Source organism: Neobacillus niacini (assembly GCF_019749295.1).
Classification (GTDB): Bacteria; Bacillota; Bacilli; order Bacillales; family Cytobacillaceae; genus Neobacillus; species Neobacillus niacini_D.
In genome coordinates this window covers 40,366-62,690 of sequence record NZ_JACWFG010000012.1, presented here as the reverse complement: position 1 = coordinate 62,690, position 22,325 = coordinate 40,366, and the positions used below count along the sequence as shown (strand labels likewise).

The following is a 22,325-nucleotide window of genomic DNA, read 5'->3' as shown; positions in this document are numbered from 1 at the left end:
TCACTTAAATTAATTTTCATCCAAACACTATCATAATCTAATTGTTAATAGATTAGAATAACCACTTTTACATAGTAAGAAAAACCAGTATTTTTTAAAAATAATTTCGTACCTGTCCACCTTTCACCAAGTTTTCACCATTGTACGATAAACTTCAAACTATCAAGAACGAAAGGAGGAATGATAGCAATGAATACTAGAGTTAAACTAGCCGTTATCTGGGGTGTGATAATTACTTCTGCACTGGTTGTAATTAATTTCTTCCTGCATCTCTTAGGAGGACATCAAACCAATGAGGTGTTCCGAAATGGGCTGCGGCCTGAAGGGCGGGGGCACCATGGCGGAAGGGGCCCTCACCAATTTATGAATGGTCCTCATCACGGAGGAGAATTTTCTTGGTTTGGACTTTTATTATTTCTGATTATTGGACTAACACTTTTAGTTCTAATTGTGAAATGGGTTAGAAGGAAAACAAAAAATTCTGCAATGCAGCAGTTCATTGATACACCTGTAACAGGTTCACATATTCCGGTCATCAATCAAAATGCAAGCATGTTAGACCAATGGGAAAAAAATATAACCAAAAAAGGAGAATAACGAAAATGGGTATTTTTAAAAGAGTAAAGACAATTACGAAGGCTGAAATCAATGGATTGTTAGATGGGATGGAAGATCCAATTGCGATGTTGAATGAATATTCAAGAGAATTGGAACAGGAAATTCTAAAGGGTCAAAAAGCACTATCACAGCAATACCTTGTTGAGAAAAAACAAGCAGCCCTGCTGCTAGAAACAGAAGAATTGATTGCAAAAAGAACGCGTCAGGCAAAGTTAGCCATTGAACAAGAAGAGGATACAATCGCGAAATTAGCGGTTCAGGAAAAACTGCTTCATGAAAAACAGTTTGACCTCTATCAGCAGCAATTTAATGCGATAAAAGAGCAGACCCAAATTTTAATAGAAAAATTGAATCAGTTGAAGGAAACCTATAATGAATTGCAGCATAAGAAAATTTTATTAGCTTCACGGGCAAATGTGGCTCAGTCTATTAAACAAATTCAAAAAGCGACGGTTTCCTTTCAAACAGATAATATTGCAAGAGGAGTGGCACGTGCAGAGGAGCGTATTATGTTAATGGAAGCTCAGGTGCAAGCGGGGAGCCAATTTTCCAGTCCTTTAGCACAGCATGACGCAGTGTTTCAAAACTATGTAAGAGAAGAAGAACTCGAAAAGGAACTTGAGAAACTAAAGCGTGAAAAAGTGACATTGTAAGGATAACGAAAGAAAGGAAGCACTTCTTTTGCAGAAATGGTGCTTCCTTTTCTTATACAAATAGAAAGGAGATTTCAATGTGAGTACTACCAGCCTCATTCTGATTTATTTGGCAGCGGCGCTTGCTGTTAGCAGGCTTCCTGTGTTTAGAGTATATTTCTCCCTATGTAATATACTGATTGAAAAGGTCATTCATGTTTTAGCAGTTGTGGTTACGAGAGAAGGAAAAGCAAATAAAATAAAATTGTACAAAAACGGTTCTGGAGAGACAACAAACATTGTCAATTCTAAAGTTAAAAGGGTAATGATTGTTTATATTGGCTATACGGGTACATTGTTACTAGCAATGGGGTTATTTTTTTTACTATCCTTTAATCAGTTTCATTTCGTTATATATTTCTTTATCGGTCTAATGGTGGTCTCTATCTTACTCTGGGTTCGAAACCTTTTTGGGGTTTTGTGGGCACTATCATTTATCTTACTATTAGCTTTACCACTGTATTTCAGAAATGACTTAGCGATTATGCATGTAAGTATCTTTTTATCCTCACTAATTCTTATTCAAGCTATCATAAATGCCTTCCAAGTAATAGGAAACAGTTTTAAGAATGGAGGTAAACCGGGCGCTATAGCAAAAATAGCAAGGATACCAGTTGTTTTTTGTGGAATCGCCTTACTTGGCCAGTCGCTTTATGCAGTCTATTTTATTTTCTATGAATTTCTAAATATAAAGGCAGCTATGATAAGATTTGAGTTGTTAGAGGTCATCCAGATAATGGAGAAGTTCATCACCTGATAAAAAGGAGTTCTAAAGCATGAAAATCTTATTAGCAGAAGATGATTCGCAGCTAGGTGAATTAATTGTATATATGCTAACGAAAACCGGATACAAAGTAGAGTGGGTGATGGAAGGGGAAGATGCGTATTACTACGCTTCCAATACACACTATGATGTCTTAGTCCTAGATTGGATGATGCCGAACGGCGATGGAGTAGAGGTCTGCCGCCGATTACGAAAACAAGGATATCCAGGCGCCATCCTGATGCTGACTGCAAAGGATACAGTGGAAGACCGAATTAAGGGATTGGATTCAGGAGCTGACGATTACCTCGTGAAGCCGTTTGAAATTGGTGAACTGCTGGCAAGACTGCGGGCACTTTCACGCCGAAATTATGCACCTTTAGTAGAAGAGGAGATTAAGGTACAGGATTTAGTGCTGAATCGAAATGGTCATTTTGTCCGCTGCGGAAATGAGGAAATCCAATTAAGTCCGCGGGAGTTTCAATTATTAGATTTATTGATCCAGAACAAAGGACAAGTTATTCCGCGAGAAGTGATTCTTGAGCGTATTTGGGGGCTGGATGCTGACGTTGCGCTTAAGACCATCGATGCAACCGTAAAACTTATTCGAAAAAAGTTAGATAAAGCAGGAAAACAAGAGCTGATACAAAGTGTAAGAGGGGTAGGTTATAAGCTTGAAAACTAATTTGCTTCCATTCTTCCGCTCCCTCACAAACTTTGGTGAGAAGGATGTCTTTAAAAGTACCCAGGGCAGGCTTACCCGTATTTATAGCGGTTTGCAGATATTATTTCTTATCCTTTTTATTATGATTGTTTACACCGTCCTCTATTTTAGTATTTTAAGGAATCAGGAGACAGAACTTGAAGCATTGGTGAGTCAGGAAGCAGGTTTTTTAGAGGAGTATTTATCAACAGATGAAAAAAATGATTTTCGCGGGATTCAAAATCAAGAGGTAGTGTTTGCCGGAGTAAACCAGCTTTTTTATTATGTTGTGAATTCAAATGGAGAATTGATTATGGGAAACGAAGCAGATCAGCGAATGCGGTCTGCAGTGTTAGAAATTTTGAGTCGAAGACACCTGAATGATGGAGAGATTCTTAAGGAAACACTTCATTTAGAGGGAAGCGAGAGAGGCAAAGGAAAACCTGGCGAGTTTTTTCAGAGAGAGCCCGAGAGAGAAATCCGGCTTATCATCGCCAGTCAGTCAATATATGATCACGGCCGTTATGTTGGAAAATTGTTTATCGGTAAGGATATTACCTTTGCCTATCAGCTTTTCCACTGGTTATTGATCATCCTTTTGGTAATTGGAATTGTGTTTGTAGGCGTGGCGCTATTGATTAGTACAGCCATGTCGAAAAAAGCAATGATTCCCATTAGCAGAGCTTTTACAAGACAGCGGGAGTTTGTCGCAGATGCCTCGCACGAGCTGCGAACGCCCTTAAGCGTATTGTTATCGTCTCTCGACGCCATTGAAATGACGCTTGATACCAAGAAAGAGGAATTTGCCGGAAAGCTGCTATTCAATATGAGGCAGGAAGTGAAACGAATGACAGGCTTGGTAGGTGACTTGTTAACGCTGGCACGTTCAGATTCAAATATCATCGAACGGAGAACAGAGACGTTTGACTTTCGTCCTCATGCTGAGAAAGCGATTGAATCTGTCCGTCCAATGGCAGACTCAAAGCAGATTAGGCTTCATTTAGAGGCTCTTGATTCACTGATAGTGATAGGAGATTCGCAGAGATTATCGCAGCTGCTATATATACTATTAGACAACGCGATTAAATACACACCCAATGATGGAGAAGTATGGCTCTTACTATTAAGGGAAGATAATGAGCTTTGTATAATGGTCAGAGATACAGGGATAGGGATTAAAAAAGAGGATCAGATTCACATTTTTGAGCGTTTCTACCGTGTAGACAAATCCCGTTCACGACAAATGGGAGGACATGGGTTAGGACTTTCCATTGCAAAATGGATTGTGGAAACCCATAATGGAACAATTTACATTGCTAGTGAAGTTGGAAAAGGAACAGTTTTTACTATTCGAATCCCACTAAATCAATAGAGATTACTTATATACCTTGAATAGATAGGAAATTCCTGCCTATAATTGTGTGTAAAAGACATATCTATAATCGGGTTGGGGGAAAACGAGTGGATTTTCAACAAGCAATAGATTCAATTAATTATTGGGCAGTATTAGTAGCAGCATTATCGGCTTTTGTCATTGGAGGACTTTGGTATTCCTTATTATTTGAAAAGCCTTGGATGGAAGAAAACGGCTATACAGAAGAAAAATTGAAGAATAGTAACATGGCAATGATATTTGGAGGAGCATTTATACTATCTCTCATCATATCCTTTGTACTCGTCATGTTCCTAGGTCCAGAAAGAGACGCCATTTTTGGTGCAACAGCAGGACTAATGGCAGGACTTTTCTGGGTAGCAACCGCAATGGGAATCACCTACCTATTCGAAAGAAAATCACTAAAACTATACCTTATCAACGCCGGTTATCACGTAGTAACCTTCACTATCATGGGGTTAATCCTGGGTATGTGGAAATAAAATTTGGTTCGAAAATTTGGTGCCTGTCACCAAGGTGACACCTAAAAGGTGTTTACCGCTCGTGTACACTGTCCACCTGAGGCGGACAGTAACACCGAAAAATGCCTGACCCTAAATAAACGGGTCAGGCATTTTTGGGTGGACCATTTGAAAGGTGTTTGCTAATAGAGACGGTAATTTTCAATAAGATAACAGATATGATTGGATAATACCATAAATCCCACCAGACGAGGCTGTGGAGGATTCCTCCTCTTTTCAGAATTTCATTCACAGCGTACATCAAAAGGGGCGTTAATATATATTTCAACCATTTGTTCTCCCATTGACGTTTTACTATCCATACGTAAAAAAGACAGGCACCTAAATAAAAGAGAGCACTAAAGGCAGTGGTATCTTTGGAATGGTTGTCAAACCATTCGAGGCAATAATATCTGTTAGACAAAAACATAATTGGGAGAATATGCAGAGAACCGGAGAAGGGACCAATCATTAAAAAAAGGAATAATGAATGCAGGAATCCTTTTAGTGGATTAGATAATAGTTGATGGAACACTTTTGTTAATGGGAAGTAAAAAACAAGTAATCCGAGAGATGTATAACCTATCCTCCACCAATTATGCGAATAGATATTTAGCTTCAAAAATGCCCATTCAATCCCTGCAAATATGCAAATAAAAAATAATATCCACATCCAACCTTTTCGCAAAGCAGCAATAAAAGCAGCAACAGCAGGTAATGCCAAAGCATTTGAGGCAATTGCCCCCATATTACTGTCGTAAATAGGATCATGATTAATAAGTTTAGGATAATACTGGTAACTATGACCAAAGTTGTAAATCACAATTTCTATGAGATATCCAAGACCGACCATGGAGATAAAAAGCAATAAACTCCTTGTATTCCTTGTTTTAAAATAAACATAAATTAACAGAAGAATACTTAAAAGTCCCAATCCCAGATACCAGTAGGAATTAAACGCCAAATTAAAATCTCCTTCTGTCCTTATTGTTAGCAGGTAGTATTTATCAAAGTGAAGATTTTATTCAAATTATTAGAATAAAAAAACATATTATTCCGACTTGACTGATAGGAATATATATAATAGTATTTTCATAGACTAATTTAGGAAAAAAGAAATATATATCATATAAGGGGGGAAAAAGATGAATGCATTTCTTATTATTGTGAATGTAGTAGTATTGCTTTTACTCATGGTCGGTTTACGCATGATGGCAAAGAAGCATGTATCATTCTCAAAACGTGTATTCACTGGTTTAGGTTTAGGTCTTATCTTTGGTTTTATTATTCATTTAATTTATGGTACGGATTCTGAGGTAACAACTGAATCAATTGCGTGGTTTAATATTGTAGGATCAGGTTACGTTAAGTTACTACAAATGATTGTTATGCCGCTTGTATTCATTTCCATCGTTGGAGCTTTCACAAAATTAAAACTAACAAAAAACATTGGGAAAATCAGTATCCTTGTAATTGGAATTTTACTTGGAACAACTGCTATTTCTGCAGCAATTGGCATTGGTACATCATTGGGATTTGGTCTTGATGGTATCGAACTGACTGAAGGTGAAGCAGAAGCGGCACGAAATGCTTCGTTAGAGGAAAGAGTCGTTACAGTTGAAGCTATGACTATTCCACAACAAATACTTGATTTATTTCCAGCTAATCCATTCAGTGATCTAACAGGTGCTCGGGCAACTTCAACGATTGCTGTTGTTATCTTCGCAGCTTTTATCGGAATTGCTTACCTTGGAGTAAAGCGTAAAGAGCCAGAACATGCTGAACTTTTTGCGAAGATTATTGATGCTCTATACGCAGTAACAATGAGAATTGTAACGTTAATCCTTCGTTTAACACCATATGGTATTTTAGCCATTATTACAAAGGTTGCAGCAACCAGTAATTATGATGCTATTGTAAAATTAGGGAAGTTTGTTATAGCTTCTTATGTAGCACTTATTCTTGTGTTCATTGTTCATTTATTGTTATTAGCAATTGCAAAAATTAACCCAGTTAATTATGTGAAAAAGGCTTTACCAACCTTAACATTTGCCTTCTCTTCACGTTCAAGTGCAGGAACACTGCCTTTAACGATTAAAACGCAAACGAAAGACCTTGGTGTTTCTGAAGGGATTGCAAACTTTGCAGGTTCATTCGGACTAACCATTGGTCAAAACGGATGTGCTGGGGTTTATCCAGCGATGCTGGCGGTAATGGTTGCACCAGCAGCAGGAATCGATCCACTAAGCCCTGGATTTATTCTTTCACTTATTCTTGTAGTTGCCATTAGCTCATTCGGTGTAGCAGGAGTTGGCGGTGGTGCGACATTCGCAGCGCTAATCGTACTATCTGTTATGAACCTTCCAATCGCGATAGTGGGTCTCCTAATCTCAGTAGAACCACTAATTGACATGGGACGTACAGCACTTAACGTAAGTGGAGCCATGACATCTGGAGTACTAACAAGCAAAGCAACAGGCGAATTCGAAAATGAAGTATATCAACAGCCAAATATTGTTGAAGCATAAATAATTAGTGACACTAAAAAGCGGTGACAGGCACCACTCGTGGACACTGTCCGTGTGGTATGGACACTTTGGGATTTACTGGATGGCCGGGATGGCTATCCAGTTTTTTTATGGAATATTATCTAATCAAACGTTTGATTAGATTGGGAGGTAAACTAATTAAACGTTTGATTAGAAGGCCATGAAGCCTTGGTATTGCTTTGCTTTACTGATATTATTGGTTTTGAGAAATGTTCAAGGGAGGCTTTACATATGATTACAAATCTTGCAACTGTAGCAGTTTATGTAGAGGATCAGCAAAAAGCAAAGGATTTTTGGACAAACAAGGTGGGTTTTGAAGTAAAAGCAGAGTTTCCAATGGGACCCAATGCACACTGGCTGGAGGTAGGTCCACAAAATGCGGGTACGCACCTCGTCATTTATCCGAAATCAATGATGCAGGGACATGAAAACAGGATGGCTTCGATTGTGTTTGCTTGCGACAACGTCATGGAAACATATGAAAATATGAAAGCAAATGGAGTGTCTTTCAAGGGTGAGCCAAACAGTATGCAATGGGGAACCTTTGTACAATTCAATGATGAAGACGGTAATGAATTTTTATTAAAAGGATAAATTGTCGTAATTTCAGTTATTATTGTTATTGTTTACCATTTATATTGGTGTTATGATTAAAGCAGTTATAGAGAAATGGAGGTTTTCCAAATGAAGTATCGCAGATTTAGATTCCAACTTTTGAATCGTTAACTAAATAACGTTCAAGCCTTGCCGTGTGCGTGCGGGGTAAATGGGATTGGTCTGCCTTATTTTTAAGGAAACCTTTATTTTACGGTAGGTAAAAAAGAGGGGGCGAGTCTACCCTCTTTTTTGCTGTCTTTAAAAATAATTATGAATACGAAGAATACCTTTATTAAAATAGTACAGGTATTTTTAAGCAGGAGTCCATACAAAGCCAGATAAGGAATTATCAGGTGTTTTTTGTATTGTCTTTTCCATTTACGCAAAGCACAGGCGGGCATAGTCTGTGTTTTTATTTGTCCAAAAAGGAAATGGGGGAGAAAAGATGAGAGAAAAAGCTATTTTAATAGGTGTGAATATAAATCATCAACCTGACTTTCATTATTCCATGCAAGAATTGAAGAACCTGGCAGCAGCCTGTGATATAGAAGTTGTTGGGGAACTAACTCAAAGTTTGAGTCGGTGCAATAAGGCTCATTATATTGGCACGGGAAAAATAACCGAAGCCAATCAGCTCCTCGAGCAGCTTGACGCAGATGTTGTCATCTTTAACGATGAATTAACGGGTTCGCAGATTCGTAATCTTGAAGCTGATCTCAATAGAAAAGTTATCGATCGGACGATGTTGATTTTGGACATATTTGCGCAGCGTGCCAAGACGCGGGAGGCACAGCTTCAGGTTGAAATGGCAAATCTCCAATATATGCTTCCTCGTATCAGTGGTCAACGTGACTCCCTAGGCAGACAAGGCGGCGGCGTGGGCTTAATTAACAGAGGATCTGGCGAAACAAAATTAGAGCTCGACCGCAGGAAGATTGAAGAAAAGATCACGGCGTTAAAAAAGGAATTAGAAGCCATTGTAACAAAAAGGGAAACACTGAGGAATCAGCGTAAGAAAAGCGGCATCCCGCTCGTTTCCTTAGTGGGCTACACAAATGCAGGAAAATCAACCATCTTAAATGCTCTATTAAAGAAATCGAATCATTCCTTTCATAAACAAGTATTTGAGAAAGACATGTTATTTGCAACGCTTGATACATCAGTGAGAAAAATAAAACTTTCTAATCATCAGCCCTTTTTACTGTCTGATACGGTAGGGTTTGTAGATAAACTTCCACATCACCTTGTTAAAGCCTTTCAATCAACCCTGGAGGAAGCAGCTGCAGCAGATTTAATCATACATGTTGTTGATTATTCAAGCCCTAATTATCAGAAGCAGATAAACGTAACCAATCAAACACTGAAGGATATGGGAATAGATAATATCCCTATGATTTTTGCATTTAATAAGGCTGATTTAGTGGCAGAGGAATTTCCAGCAATAAAGGGAAATAGGGTTTACCTTTCTGCCAAGCAAAACATTGGCTTGGATGAACTAGTTGAAAGGATTAACCAGCAAATTTTAAAAAATCCCATTCAGTGTGAAATGCTCATTCCTTTTGATGATGGGCGATTAATCTCGTATCTTAATGAAAATGCTAATGTGCTCTCCACAAAATATGAATATAACGGCACTTTATTATCGCTCGAATGTAACAGCAATGATTTTGAAAAATATCAGCAGTATGTCATCTAAAAAGGAAGCCCCCTTCAGTTAATTGAAGGGGGCTTTACAAACCTTGCTGTTAATCCTTTTTTCCAAGACCATGCATGATAAAGTGGATGGTCCTTTCAATTTCAAGCTCATCGTCCCAGTCCAAATTCGGAAAGAGGACATAACGGGATAACAAGAAGCCAAGTATATTTGTAATCGTTAACCTGGCTATACTTTTCGGCGGCATATCAATGAGCTGCCCTTTTTCTTGATAGCCTATGATTACTTTTTCAACGCGTTTAAATATATTTTCTACAACGAGTTCAAAAAATTGTTCACGCAATTCCGGCTGAAAAGGAATCTCTTGCAACATAATTTTCACTACAGGTAACATCCGGATAAGAAGATCTCTTCTATTTTCTATGGTTGCTCTCAGAAACTCTTCGACCGTTTCAAATTCCCGGTAAAGCACTTTATTAAAGTCCTTTACCACTAAAGGGGCAATGAATTTTGTCATCAGCGGGGCAACTATGGAAACCAGCAATTCTTTTTTCGTTTTATAATGACGAAAGATGGTTCCTTCGGCAACCCCTGCCTTTTTGGCGATTTCACTTGTCGAAGATGCAGCATAGCCTTTTTCAGAAAAGGTTTCAATTGCCGCGACAATGATTTTCTTTTGCTTTTCAGTCAATTTATCTTCATCAAATAGCTGCTGCAGCATTAATTCTTCTTCAGTCATTGTTAACTCCTTTTTTCATAACAAAATCACAAATCATATCTTCCTATATTTCTTCAATGCTACAACATTTAAAACCATGAAGACAAGGGCAAAGCCCAGTAACACTAAAAGGTCGTTCCGAATAGCACCGAGTCCTAACCCTTTATACATGACGTCCACTAAGGCGCTGCCGCCATAATACATCGGCATGCATTTAGCAAGAACCTGCATCCAGCCGGCCATAGACTCAAACGGGAAGATCCCTGCAAAAAAGACCTGTGGGATAATCGCAATCGGAATAAATTGCATCATCTGAAACTCTGAATTCGCGAATGCCGATAGGAGAATACCAAGTGACAACGCCACTAAAGCAAGAGTTAAGTTAATGATCACAACATTCCAAAAGGAACCTACAAGCGTTATATCTAATACTTTTACAGCATAGGTAACAACAATAATTGTTTGTACCACTGCAAATAATCCGTACCCCAATAGATACCCAAAAACAATATCTCTTCTAAGAATAGGAGTTGCAAGTAATCGTTCAAGGGTACCCGTGGTTCGTTCCCTCAATAATGCAATCCCCGAAATTAAGAACACAAAGAAGAAGACAAAGAATCCAACTAAGATAGGGCTTAACTGATCAAAAAAGATGGTGTCTTTATTTCCATATATATAAGAAGTAGCTACTTCAGGTGCTTTCACCTGCTCCATCTTAACGGGAACTTCTGGTAACTGACTCTTAATCCTTTCCATAAAGGCAGACAAATTTTCACCCTGAACTTTAGCCTTTTCTGCTGCAATAGCCTGTTGTACCTTTATTTGTAGAGCTTTGGCTGCATTAGGCTGATCATTTGTAAGGGTTAATGAGACTTCTTCTCCAGCAATTTCAAGGATTCCATCTAAATCTTTATCTAAAAGGATGTCTTTTGACCTTTCTTCAACCTGCAGGACGGTTATATTAGAGTCTTCTAATCTTTCAACTAACGTGTCATTCGTATTCATCACACCAAGTCTAGGGTCGACAGTATTCCCTGCAAGGAGATAATCAAGGAGGGTCAAAACCAATAAAGGAGCCACCATCATCAAAGCCAAAGCCCGTTTATCACGTAACATTTGGTGAAATATCCGTTTTACCATGGCAAGGATACTCATTGCTGTTTCCCTCCTGCTGTCAAAAATACCTCTTCTAAACTGGTAATCCCATACTGTTCTTTCAATTCCGCAGGCGAACCGCTTGTGATGATTTCACCATCACGTACCATAGCTAATCGGTCACATTTCTCGGCTTCATCCATTACATGGGTAGTTACTAAAATCGTTTTCCCTTCGTTTTTTAAGCGATATAACTCAGCCCAAATTGACTGTCTTAATTCAGGATCGATTCCAACAGTCGGCTCATCTAAAATAAGAATTTCAGGATCCTGTATCAAGGCAACAGCCAGAGACAATCGGCGCTTCATGCCGCCAGAATAGTTTTGGACCTTCTTTTTCAACTCATCTGTTAAATTCACTAAATGTGCTGCATAGGCAATTCGCCTTTTTTTCTCCTCTTTTTTAAGCTTAAAAAGGGAAGCGAAGAATGCAAGGTTTTCTTCTCCTGTTAAATCGGAATACAGGGCATCGGCTTGGGCCATATATCCGATTCTCTGTAAAAGTTTCAAATTAGGAACACCAGTATTCAATACCTGGACATCACCTTGGCTGGGTGAATCCATGCCGACGATGATTTTTACCAAGCTTGTTTTGCCTGAGCCTGAAGGACCAATTAGTCCAAAAATTTCTCCTGATTTCACCGTTAAGTTAATCTGATTAAGGACTTTCTTTTTTCCAAAGCTTTTGCTCACTTTATTTATAACAATTGATGAGGACATTTTTAATCAACCCTTTCTAAAAATGAGTGATTACTCACTTTGAATTATATCAAATTACAGAAATAGTTCAATAGGTGTTGTCATGTACATTTCTAAAAATTTTTCTTCAATATGTTATACTATTGTCACATAGTAAACCGGGGGTGAGCAGGTGGCACGGGAACGTAAATTTAATACAGTGGATTTATTTCAAGCAGCCAAACAGCTGCTGTTAGAGTATGGATATGACGGTTTTACTTTTAGTCTTTTGGCGGATCGAATGGATGTCTCGAGAGCAGCATTATATAAATATTACGAAAATAAAGAAGAGCTCATTACTGATTTTATGATTTACGAAATGGAACTATTTCTTCATGAACTAAAGGAAATTGAAAAACTCAATGGGTTTGACCAGCAATTCGATTTTCTAATGGATTTTATTTTTACCAAAACAGAAATACATCATCTAATTAAAGCAGCATTGCATGTTCTAGCAAAATTAGAACAAACAAACATAAATAAAGAAAAGCTGGAAAAGCTCCCTTTAGAAATGTACCGTTATTTAAATACTTTCATTCTTAAAGGTAAGGAAGAAGGAAAACTGAAATCCCATATTCCGGACAGTCTTATCATAGGATTTATCCTCCAGACTGTCGCAATTCCTAATCATTTTGGGGTTCCCCATCAAGAATGGGTTAATTCAATAAAGGAAATCATTCGTCAGGGAATGTTCAATAATAGTTAATTGACACAAGTGTAACTTTGAAAGATAATGTAAAGTGTACTTGTGTTAATTATTTTTTATTTAAAGTTACATTGTTGTCACTTATATTATTTTGAAGGAGCTGAGCTCAAAAGTATGAATTCATTCTTACAACCTTTAACCGATCGAGTTACCTCAAAAAAGGGAATGTGGATAACACTTGGAATATGGCTATTGGTAACAATATTGCTGTCTGTCCTCGCTCCAAGTGCGAAGGAATATGAGGTATCAAGTATTGATTCGATACCTGCCGATGCGAAATCGATTATCGCCCAAGAAAAGGTAGATACCTATTTTAAAAATAATGATGGAATTCCAGCAATATTGGTTTTTCAATCTGACGACAATAAAGTGGAAATATCAGATGTAAATCCATTATTGGAAAAACTTGATCAGGTAGAAGGAATAAAAGAATACGTTCCTTTAGCTAAAATGCCGCCACAAGCGACAGCAAGCTTTTTCTCTAAAGATCAAAGTACGTTAATCCTTCCACTAACGTTTGAATCAGATCTAGAGTCAAAGGAAATTAGGACAGCACTAGAGAAAATAGATGGAATTGTTAAGAAAGATACAGACTTAACATTATATACTACCGGTCCGGCAGGAATTGCGGTGGATTCCCTCAACCTCTTTTCACGTGCTGACTTTGTATTGTTATTTTCAACTGTGGGCTTAATCCTAGTCTTATTAATAGTGATTTACCGTTCCCCATTATTAGCTTTAATTCCACTGTTTGCAGCAGCATTTGTCTACCAGGCAGTTAATCAGATATTAGGGTTGATGGGAAAGGCAGGATTACTGATTAGTAATCAAACCTTCTCCATTATGACAATCCTTTTATTTGCAGCAGTCATTGATTATTCCTTATTTGTCTTCTCCCGTTATCGTGAGGAGTTAAAGAAATTTGACAGCAAACACGATGCGATGAAACATGCAATGAGAGAAACTGGTTTGCCTGTTTTCTTCTCAGGAGGAACCGTTTTAGCAGCCATGTTAGTCCTTTTCTTCGCTGAGTTTGGAGATTATCGTAATTTTGCGCCGGTTTTTGCAGCAGTGATGCTTGTGATTATGCTGGCTTCAATTACCCTAGTACCGGCATTGTTTACATTGTTTGGAAGGAAATCCTTCTGGCCTAAGATTCCAAGGGTAGGCGAGGAAGGTGTTAAATCCAATTCAATATGGAGTAAAATTGGCAAGTTTGTCGTAAAAAAACCAATAGTAGCAGCGTCCGTTATTGGAATTATCCTTCTAGCTTCTGCACTAAACATGTTTAATTTGAAATATGAATTCGATACGATGAAGTCGTTTCCGAAGGATATGCCTTCAAGGCAGGGCTATGAAATATTAGAAGAAAAGTTTGAAAAAGGTGACTTAGCTGCAACCACTGTATTGTTTGAAGCGAAGGAAGAGATATCGCCTGAACAGCAGGCAGCATTACTGGAAACTCTTGCAGATCAAGATCTTGTCAGCAATGTGCGACCGACTGGTACCACAAATGATCAAAAGGCAGTCCAGTATAGTCTCACTTTTAAAGAAAGCCCTTATGCTGTAGAAACGATGGATGCATTGGAAACAATGAGAGACAATGCAGATAAATTGGTAACAGAGAGTAATTTAGACGGAGAACTTCATTTTGCTGGAGAAACAGCTAAGAAAGTGGATGACCGTGCAACAAATGATCGGGACCTAATTGTCATTGTCTTGCTAGAATCACTGTTAATCTTCGTGATGTTAATTGTGTTAACCAAATCCTTTAAGATGCCAATCTACATGATGGGAACAATATTAATTTCATTCTTAGCTGCCGTAGGTTTAGGAATGTTTTTAAGCAATTTATTCTTTGATATTGATACGATTAGTAATCGTGTTCCGCTTTATGCCTTTGTCTTTTTAGTGGCACTTGGAATTGACTACAATATCATTTTAATTTCTAGGTTTATGGAGGAAAGAAAGAAGTATCCTGTGAAGAAAGCTGTTGAATTAGCTGTAGCCACTACAGGTGGTGTGATTTCTTCGGCTGGAATTATTCTTGCTGCTACTTTTGCAGTCTTGATGACCCAGCCAATCCAATTATTATTCGTATTTGGTTTTATCGTTGCAGTCGGAATTTTGTTAGATACGTTCCTTATCCGAGGAATTTTATTACCAGCGTTAATCATTTTCTTTGAAAAGGATAAACCAGCAGCGGCGAAGGATGCTCAATAAAAACAAAGTGCCAAGGATCCCTATCCTTGGTGCTTTTTTCTGGTTTTAACTCCCATTTAAAATAAAAAATTTCATATAGTAATAGTGAATATTCTGGTTTATGATAGAAAGAAAAGTTTGATTTATTTGGGTGGGAGTTCATTGTTTTTATTAGATTATATTGTAAATCTCTCAATTTTTTCACTTTTAGTAAGTAGTCCTTTAGTAATTCGCTCTTTTTTTAATCATAAGCCCATTAAACATGCGCGTCTTTGGATTGGTGTCTATGGAGGGATTGTTTCTGTTATTCTCATCATGCTATCAATACATGAGCAGGGATATTCTTATGATATCCGCTATGCACCAATAATACTGATATTTGCCTACATGGGACCGATTGCTGGGATTATTACTGGATCATTCGGTTTGATTGCAAGATTAATCTCAAGCGGTCACTGGGAGACGGCCATTAGCGGCTGGGCTGCTATGATGATTGGGTTTACTATCATTTATTACTTTACTAAGAGATATACACCATTTATAAAATCTATTATCCTATCTAGCTCTTATATACTAATTTATATTATAACTGTCCCAATTGTTTTTAACGTATTTAGAGATAACCCATTCTTTCATATCCAATATATTCTGTTTGTGATATTAGGAGTTATTCTAGGATTCCTATTGATAGAATCGTATGTTAAGCTGCATAGACTTAACAACAGATTGTCTGACATGTATAGGATGGTAGAAGCGAGTGAATCCAAATACAGACTAATTGCAGAGAATACTTCTGACCTTATTATGGTGATGGATAAAGAGCATACGCTTACATACTTTTCCCCATCCCATGAAATGGTTTTAGGATATCAAAATTGTGAACTAGAAGATGTAAAGCTATGTAGGTTCATTCATCCTGATGATGTTGAATTTTTTAAAAATACGATTGATAGAATGTTTGATTGTAAAGAATCGCAAGCACTTGAGTTTCGACTCAGCCATAAGCAAGGCCGCTGGATTGAATTCGAATCTAGATGTGTGCCTGTTAGCGGTGATAATGGCGAAGTTGAACATATTGTCATCATCAGCCGTGACATTTCTGAACGTAAAAAGGCAGAAGAATTTCTATTGCAATCTGAGAAACTATCCATTGTGGGAGAGCTGGCCGCAGGTGTGGCGCATGAAATTCGAAATCCCCTTACAACCATTAAAGGATTTATTCAACTAAGTAAATGGGAAAACGGAGCAGATGAAATCAATGACTTGCTTCTCAGTGAACTAGCACGTATTGAAACCATAACAAGTGAAATGCTTACTCTTGGAAAACCACAGGCAGTTCAGCTTCATCGAATGAGTTTAAGGGAACTTGTCGAGAATACGTTAGAACTGCTTTCACCGCAGGCAATCATGCAAAATATACAATTTAACCTAAGTGTAGAGGATTCGGCATTCTTTATTACAGGGGAGAAGAATCAATTAAAACAGGTATTGCTTAATATTCTTAAGAATGCAATGGAGGCAATGCCTGAAGGCGGTACTATTCATATTGATCTTCAAAAAGGAGATGAAGGTGAATGTATTCTTGCTATCAAGGATGAGGGCTGTGGAATACCTGAAGAACTTCTGCCTCGATTAGGGGAGCCTTTCTATACCCTAAAAGAAAAAGGGACCGGACTTGGGTTAATGATCTGTAATAAAATAATTAAACAACACCATGGAAGTATTACGTATCAAAGTAAAGCGCAGCAAGGTACCTTGGTTGAAATTAAGTTACCTTTGGCTCTTTAATAAAATGGGGCACTCTCCTTTTAGGAGAGTGTTTTTTTATGCAAGCACGCTTCATCTTTTCCTTTTGGCACGATTCTTGCATTTAATTAGGGTGTGAGCATTAAACTCACCTAATTTTCAGGAGGTGTTGTTACGTGAATAAAATTATTTCTTTGGATGAAGCTGCTTCGTTCTTTAAAGATGGAATGAGTATTATGGCAGGGGGCTTTATGGGAGTTGGTACACCAGAAGATCTTGTATCCGCCTTACTTGAAGCAAACGTGAAGGATATTACATTGATTGCAAATGATACCGCTTTCATAGGGAGTGGAGTGGGACCATTAATTGTAAACCATAGAGTTAAAAAAGTTATTGCTTCACATATTGGTACAAACCCAGAAACAGGCAGGCAAATGATTGCAGGTGAAATGGAGGTTGAGCTGGTCCCCCAAGGAACACTTGCTGAACGTGTTCGTGCTGGCGGGGCGGGCCTTGGCGGAATTTTAACTCCGACAGGTGTGGGAACCGTTGTAGAAGAAGGAAAGGAAAAGCTGACAGTTGATGGACGGGAGTATTTACTTGAAAAACCACTACGTGCAGAAGTGGCTCTTCTGAAAGCATACAAAGCCGATAAGTCAGGGAATCTGGTTTACCACCGCTCTGCTCGTAACTTCAATCCATTTATGGCCTTAGCAGCTGACCAGGTTATTGTCCAAGTAGAGAAATTAGTTGAGGTAGGAGAAATTGATCCTGATGAGGTTATGACCCCAGGAATACTCGTGGATAAAATTTATGTTCAGAGGAGGCAGTAAGTAATGGTACAAACAGTAGTGAATCCAAAACAAATTATCGCTGCACGTGTGGCAAAGGAAATGAGAGACGGAGATGTGGTTAATCTAGGTATCGGTTTGCCAACAATGGTGCCAAACTATCTCCCTGATAACGTAAATGTGATATTACAATCAGAAAATGGCTATGTCGGACTTGGTCCTTTAGATGGTGATATTGACCCGGATTTGGTCAATGCAGGGGGACAGCCTTCGGGGATACTTCCTGGTGGTGCTTTCTTTGATAGTGTATTTTCCTTTGAGTTAATCCGCGGTGGACATGTTGATGTTACCGTTCTTGGGGGCCTAGAAGCGGATACGAAGGGAAACCTTGCAAACTGGATGGTCCCTGGAAAAATGGTCCCTGGAATGGGAGGCGCAATGGACTTAGTAACCGGTGCCAAGAAAGTCATCGTTGCTATGGAGCATACAGCGAAGAATGGCTCCTCAAAGATTTTAGATGAATGCCGCTTGCCCCTGACTGGAAAAGGTGTGGTAGACCTGATCGTGACGGAGCTGGCCGTTTTTCGTGTAACGGAAGAAGGACTTGTTTTAGAGGAACTTCAAGAGGGTGTAAACCTTGAAACAGTAAAGGAAAAAACGGAAGCTCCGTTTAAAATCAGCCCGACACTATTATTTGACTAGTTTATTGATAATAAAATTTATAATTTTCCGTAAAAACGGAATATTCCGTATTAGCGGAATTAACCCCAAAACATATTCCGTAATTCCGGAAATATAAATTATGAATGTTTGCTTGTTTTATATATTGGTATTATTGAATGAGTATAATAAGAGGGAATTTTATGATCATTTAGGTATTATATTAGGCTGGCACAGAACTTGCATTAGTATAAACGTAGACATTAAATGAAAACGCTTACTAAGGGGTGGTTTGTTTGAAGTTTGCAAAAATACAAGGTATAGGGGGATTTAAATGGATTTACTAGTTATTCTTCTGGCGCTCGGACTGCTAATGTTCGCCGCCTACCGTGGTTTTTCAGTTATTTTATTCGCTCCATTATGTGCAATTTTAGCTGTATTATTTATTGATCCAAGTCAGGTTTTACCATTCTTCTCGGGTGTATTTATGGAGAAAATGGTAGGATTCATCAAATCCTACTTCCCAGTCTTCCTACTAGGAGCGATTTTTGGGAAGGTAGTTGAAATGTCAGGGATTGCCGAATCCATTGCGAAAACCATCGTTCGTATATTAGGTGCAAAACGCGCCATGTTAACGATTGTTTTACTTGGTGCAATCTTAACCTATAGCGGTGTCAGCTTATTCGTAGCAGTATTCGCTATTTATCCATTTGCTGCTCAAATGTTTAGAGAAGCGGATATTCCTAAACGACTTATTCCCGGTACTATAGCACTTGGTGCTTTCACATTCACCATGGATGCCTTACCAGGAACGCCACAAATTCAGAACGTCATTCCAATAGCTTTCTTTAAAACCGATATTTATGCAGCGCCAATCCTTGGTTTCATAGGCGCCATTTTTGTCTTAACACTTGGTTTATTGTACTTGGAAATGAGAAGGAAAAAGGCAGAAAAAGCTGGTGAAGGCTATTATGGCTTTGGTGCTGAGAATGCCGCTGCTTTAGCAAAAGATTTAATTCAAGAAAAAGAAGAAGGAGCACCTGATTTAACTTCAAACCAATCTGTTCTAAGACAAATTTTAGCATTTGTTCCACTTATTCTAGTAGGGGTTACGAATAAACTCTTCATTACGTTTATACCGAAATGGTATCCAAATGGTTTTGATTTTGAAGCTATAGGGTTACCATACACAGTAGACGTCGCAGCGAGTGCTGCCATTTGGGCAATTGAAATGGCTTTAGTAGCAGGAATTATTACATCTCTTTTATATGATTGGAAACGGGTAACCCATAAATTTAAGGAAGGACTAAACCAAAGTATTGGCGGCTCACTGCTGGCAACGATGAACACGAGTGTTGAATATGGTTTTGGCGGTGTTATTGCGGCACTTCCAGGCTTCGCAAAAATTAGTGATGGAATTTCAACGACTTTCACCAATCCGCTTGTAAACGGTGCTGTTACAACTAGTGCACTAGCAGGTGTTACCGGTTCAGCCTCTGGAGGTATGGGTATTGCACTAGGCGCAATGGCAGATAAATACAATCAGGCAATTGCGGCAGCCAATATCCCGCCTGAAGTCATGCATCGTGTTGTTGCCATGGCGTCAGGCGGTATGGATACACTTCCACACAATGGTGCAGTTATTACACTTTTAGCGGTTACAGGATTAACTCACAAACAATCCTATCGTGATATTTTTGCGATTACGATTATTAAAACGGTTGCTGTTTTCTTTGTTATTGCCATCTATACTTTCTTAGGTCTTGTATAACATTCAGAAACATACGTTAGATTAGTAAAAAGATATTTTAGGAGGGTCCAACCATGTTAGTAGGCAAAGTAGCTTTTATTACTGGATCTGCAAGTGGAATAGGGTTAGAAATTGCTAAGACTTTTGCCCAAGAGGGAGCAAAGGTGGTCATTTCTGATTTAAATACAGAAAAAAGCGATATTGTTGCGAGTGAACTAAGAGAGCAAGGGTTTGAAGCATTCTCTGCTCCTTGTGATGTCACGGATGAGGAAGCATTCAAGAATGCAATAGAATCAGCACATAACAGGTTTGGAAGAATAGACATTTTAGTGAATAATGCTGGACTTCAGTATGTTTCTCCAATTGAGGAATTTCCCACAGAGAAATTTGAGTTCCTAATAAAAGTTATGCTGACAGCACCGTTTATAGGGATAAAACATGTCTTCCCAATCATGAAACAACAAGGCTTTGGCAGAGTCATCAATATGGCATCGATTAACGGAGTGATTGGTTTTGCCGGTAAGGCCGCCTACAATAGTGCAAAGCACGGAGTGATTGGATTAACAAAAGTTGCTGCATTAGAGGGAGCTGAACATGGAATCACGGTTAATGCTCTATGCCCGGGGTATGTTGATACACCGCTAGTTAGAAACCAGCTTAAGGACTTGTCCATAACTAGAAATGTAAGCATTGAACGTGTAATCGATGATGTTTTACTTACCCTTGTCCCGCAAAAAAGACTGTTAGCAGTATCTGAAATTGCTGATTATGCTGCTTTCCTGGCTAGTGAAAAGGCAAGAGGAGTTACAGGTCAGGCAGTTATTCTAGACGGCGGTTATACTGTCCAATAATTGTAGTGATCCTGGTCGGAATTGCCGATCAGGATTTTTCAATAGGTAGAGTTAATGACTAAACCTCTTTGTTATAATAGGGTGTATACAAGCTAAACGAACGGGGTGAAAAGGTGTGAAAACAGGAACGGAAAAAATCCCATATCATTGGTTCGAAGAGATTATTAATCTTGCGGGTGAACGAATTGTCGTTGTTGACACCGAGGGAGTTATTCTTTATATCAATTCAGCCTACTGTGAATTTCTAGGAACTACGGTGGAAAAAGCAATCGGAAAACCGGTTCAGGATGTAATTGAAAACACACGAATGCATATCGTCGCGAAAACTGGACAAAAAGAGCTGGTGGCTCTTCAGCCAATTAACGGCGGTGATATGATTGCGAATCGATATCCGTTAATTATTGATGATAAATTAGTTGGAGCAGTTGGAACAGTCATGTTTCGTAATCCCGAGGATTGGTTATTATACAAAAATAAAATTCAGCATCTCGTTGAAGAAGTGAATTATTATAAAACAAAGGCTGGAAAAAATATTAAAAGCAAATATTACTTTAGTAACCTCATTGGAAAAAGTCCTTCCTTCACAGCTGTCAAAAAGTTAGCTGAAAGAGTTTCTGACAGTCAATCTGCTGTCCTATTACTAGGGGAATCTGGGACAGGTAAGGAATTATTCGCTTCTGCTATTCACAATAACAGCACACGTGCCTCCTTTCCCTTTGTCCCAATAAACTGTGCTTCCATTCCAGAACATTTACTTGAATCCGAATTATTTGGCTATGATGAGGGTGCCTTTACAGGAGCAAAAAAAGGTGGGAAGAAAGGACAATTTCAAATGGCTAATCGTGGAACCATTTTTCTAGATGAAATTGGTGATATGCCGCTTGCGATGCAAAGTAAGCTGTTAAGAGTCTTGCAAGAACGGGAGATACTGCCTGTAGGCGCTCAAAAGTCAATTCCTGTGGACGTTCGAATCATAGCAGCTACACATCGGGATTTAGAGAGTATGGTAGAAGAAGGAACATTTCGTCAAGATTTATATTATCGGTTAAACGTTATTAAAATAGAAATTCCTCCACTTAGAGATCGCAGGGGCGATATCGAACTAATATCCATTAATCTATTAGAAAAGCTAGAAAGAAAATTCTATCGTAAAGGGTTAAAGCTTTCTACTGAAGTAATAGAAAGGCTTAATCAACATAAGTGGCAAGGGAATATTCGAGAACTCGAGAATGTTCTAGAAAGGTCTATCAATGTTTTAGACGGAAATACAATAGAATTAATCCACCTGCCATTGTATTTGCGCGATATTGAAACAGGAAGTGTTCCTAAAAATTCAAAAGTGGAAGAATCTATTAACATGACAGACATACCTATTAAGTCCTTAAAAGAAACCCTTGCCCAAGTTGAAAAACAAGCCATTCAAAATGCTCTGTCCATTACCAATGGAAATAAGCAGGAAGCGGCGAGGTTACTTGAAATTGGAAAAACAAGATTTTACGAGAAATGCAAAATATATGATATTAATTGAAATGGAAGCAGT

The 22,325-nt window shown here is 38.4% G+C and carries 21 protein-coding genes; 17 read left to right on the top strand and 4 right to left on the bottom strand.

Annotation, left to right across the window (positions count from 1 at the left end; genetic code table 11):
• Positions 1-189: 189 nt before the first annotated feature.
• The 6 genes from H0184_RS17165 to H0184_RS17140 all read left to right on the top strand — a co-directional run bounded on the left by H0184_RS17165 (position 190) and on the right by H0184_RS17140 (position 4,651).
• A complete protein-coding gene (locus H0184_RS17165; RefSeq protein WP_221827254.1) occupies positions 190-597 on the top strand; it encodes a hypothetical protein in 408 nt (135 codons plus the stop codon).
• Between the two features lie 5 nt (positions 598-602).
• Positions 603-1,271, top strand: a complete 669-nt coding sequence (locus tag H0184_RS17160; RefSeq protein WP_221827253.1) for a PspA/IM30 family protein — start codon at positions 603-605, stop codon at positions 1,269-1,271.
• Between the two features lie 79 nt (positions 1,272-1,350).
• A complete protein-coding gene (locus H0184_RS17155; RefSeq protein WP_221827252.1) occupies positions 1,351-2,067 on the top strand; it encodes a M50 family metallopeptidase in 717 nt (238 codons plus the stop codon).
• A gap of 19 nt (positions 2,068-2,086) precedes the next feature.
• Entirely contained in the window at positions 2,087-2,758 is a 672-nt protein-coding gene (locus tag H0184_RS17150) for a response regulator transcription factor (RefSeq protein WP_221827251.1), read from the top strand.
• On the top strand, positions 2,748-4,148 hold the full coding sequence (locus H0184_RS17145) for a sensor histidine kinase (protein ID WP_260631642.1): 1,401 nt from the start codon (positions 2,748-2,750) through the stop codon (positions 4,146-4,148). The genes H0184_RS17150 and H0184_RS17145 overlap by 11 nt, the downstream gene beginning before the upstream one ends.
• Before the next feature lie 89 nt (positions 4,149-4,237).
• Positions 4,238-4,651 (top strand): DUF1761 domain-containing protein, encoded by a 414-nt coding sequence (locus H0184_RS17140; protein WP_221827250.1) that lies wholly within the window; start codon positions 4,238-4,240, stop codon positions 4,649-4,651.
• Positions 4,652-4,775: 124 nt separating this feature from the next.
• Here the strand turns inward: H0184_RS17140 and H0184_RS17135 are convergent, their stop codons facing one another.
• Positions 4,776-5,633, bottom strand: coding sequence for a hypothetical protein (locus H0184_RS17135; RefSeq protein WP_221827249.1), 858 nt, complete (start codon positions 5,631-5,633; stop codon positions 4,776-4,778).
• Between the two features lie 181 nt (positions 5,634-5,814).
• On the opposite strand from H0184_RS17135, the gene H0184_RS17130 reads away from it, so the two are divergent.
• The 3 genes from H0184_RS17130 to hflX all read left to right on the top strand — a co-directional run bounded on the left by H0184_RS17130 (position 5,815) and on the right by hflX (position 9,511).
• A complete protein-coding gene (locus H0184_RS17130; protein ID WP_221827248.1) occupies positions 5,815-7,197 on the top strand; it encodes an L-cystine transporter in 1,383 nt (460 codons plus the stop codon).
• A gap of 252 nt (positions 7,198-7,449) precedes the next feature.
• Positions 7,450-7,812, top strand: a complete 363-nt coding sequence (locus H0184_RS17125; RefSeq protein ID WP_221827247.1) for a VOC family protein — start codon at positions 7,450-7,452, stop codon at positions 7,810-7,812.
• Between the two features lie 448 nt (positions 7,813-8,260).
• Complete coding sequence (gene hflX / locus H0184_RS17120) at positions 8,261-9,511, top strand: GTPase HflX (RefSeq protein WP_221827246.1); 1,251 nt, start codon at positions 8,261-8,263, stop codon at positions 9,509-9,511.
• 49 nt (positions 9,512-9,560) lie between these two features.
• Here the strand turns inward: hflX and H0184_RS17115 are convergent, their stop codons facing one another.
• The 3 genes from H0184_RS17115 to H0184_RS17105 are packed head-to-tail and all read right to left on the bottom strand — an operon-like array spanning position 9,561 to position 12,061.
• The gene (locus H0184_RS17115; protein WP_221827245.1) at positions 9,561-10,208 is read right to left on the bottom strand and encodes a TetR/AcrR family transcriptional regulator; all 648 of its coding nucleotides are present in this window, start codon (positions 10,206-10,208) and stop codon (positions 9,561-9,563) included.
• Between the two features lie 33 nt (positions 10,209-10,241).
• Positions 10,242-11,342, bottom strand: coding sequence for an ABC transporter permease (locus H0184_RS17110; RefSeq protein ID WP_221827244.1), 1,101 nt, complete (start codon positions 11,340-11,342; stop codon positions 10,242-10,244).
• Positions 11,339-12,061, bottom strand: a complete 723-nt coding sequence (locus H0184_RS17105) for an ABC transporter ATP-binding protein (protein ID WP_221827243.1) — start codon at positions 12,059-12,061, stop codon at positions 11,339-11,341. The genes H0184_RS17110 and H0184_RS17105 overlap by 4 nt, the downstream gene beginning before the upstream one ends.
• Positions 12,062-12,212: 151 nt before the next feature.
• Between H0184_RS17105 and H0184_RS17100 the strand changes: the two genes are divergently transcribed.
• The 8 genes from H0184_RS17100 to H0184_RS17065 all read left to right on the top strand — a co-directional run bounded on the left by H0184_RS17100 (position 12,213) and on the right by H0184_RS17065 (position 22,313).
• Complete coding sequence (locus tag H0184_RS17100) at positions 12,213-12,785, top strand: TetR/AcrR family transcriptional regulator (RefSeq protein ID WP_221827242.1); 573 nt, start codon at positions 12,213-12,215, stop codon at positions 12,783-12,785.
• Between the two features lie 114 nt (positions 12,786-12,899).
• On the top strand, positions 12,900-15,008 hold the full coding sequence (locus H0184_RS17095; RefSeq protein ID WP_221827241.1) for an MMPL family transporter: 2,109 nt from the start codon (positions 12,900-12,902) through the stop codon (positions 15,006-15,008).
• 141 nt (positions 15,009-15,149) lie between these two features.
• Positions 15,150-16,775: an ATP-binding protein gene (locus H0184_RS17090; RefSeq protein WP_221827240.1), complete on the top strand. Its 1,626-nt coding sequence runs from the start codon at positions 15,150-15,152 to the stop codon at positions 16,773-16,775.
• Positions 16,776-16,909: 134 nt separating this feature from the next.
• Positions 16,910-17,566: an acetate CoA-transferase subunit alpha gene (gene atoD / locus H0184_RS17085; RefSeq protein WP_221827239.1), complete on the top strand. Its 657-nt coding sequence runs from the start codon at positions 16,910-16,912 to the stop codon at positions 17,564-17,566.
• A 3-nt stretch (positions 17,567-17,569) separates the two neighbouring features.
• A complete protein-coding gene (locus tag H0184_RS17080) occupies positions 17,570-18,226 on the top strand; it encodes a 3-oxoacid CoA-transferase subunit B (protein ID WP_260631641.1) in 657 nt (218 codons plus the stop codon).
• Between the two features lie 292 nt (positions 18,227-18,518).
• A complete protein-coding gene (locus H0184_RS17075; RefSeq protein ID WP_221827238.1) occupies positions 18,519-19,955 on the top strand; it encodes a GntP family permease in 1,437 nt (478 codons plus the stop codon).
• Between the two features lie 53 nt (positions 19,956-20,008).
• The gene (locus H0184_RS17070; RefSeq protein WP_221827237.1) at positions 20,009-20,785 is read left to right on the top strand and encodes a 3-hydroxybutyrate dehydrogenase; all 777 of its coding nucleotides are present in this window, start codon (positions 20,009-20,011) and stop codon (positions 20,783-20,785) included.
• Between the two features lie 115 nt (positions 20,786-20,900).
• Positions 20,901-22,313, top strand: a complete 1,413-nt coding sequence (locus H0184_RS17065; RefSeq protein ID WP_221827236.1) for a sigma-54 interaction domain-containing protein — start codon at positions 20,901-20,903, stop codon at positions 22,311-22,313.
• Positions 22,314-22,325: the final 12 nt, after the last annotated feature.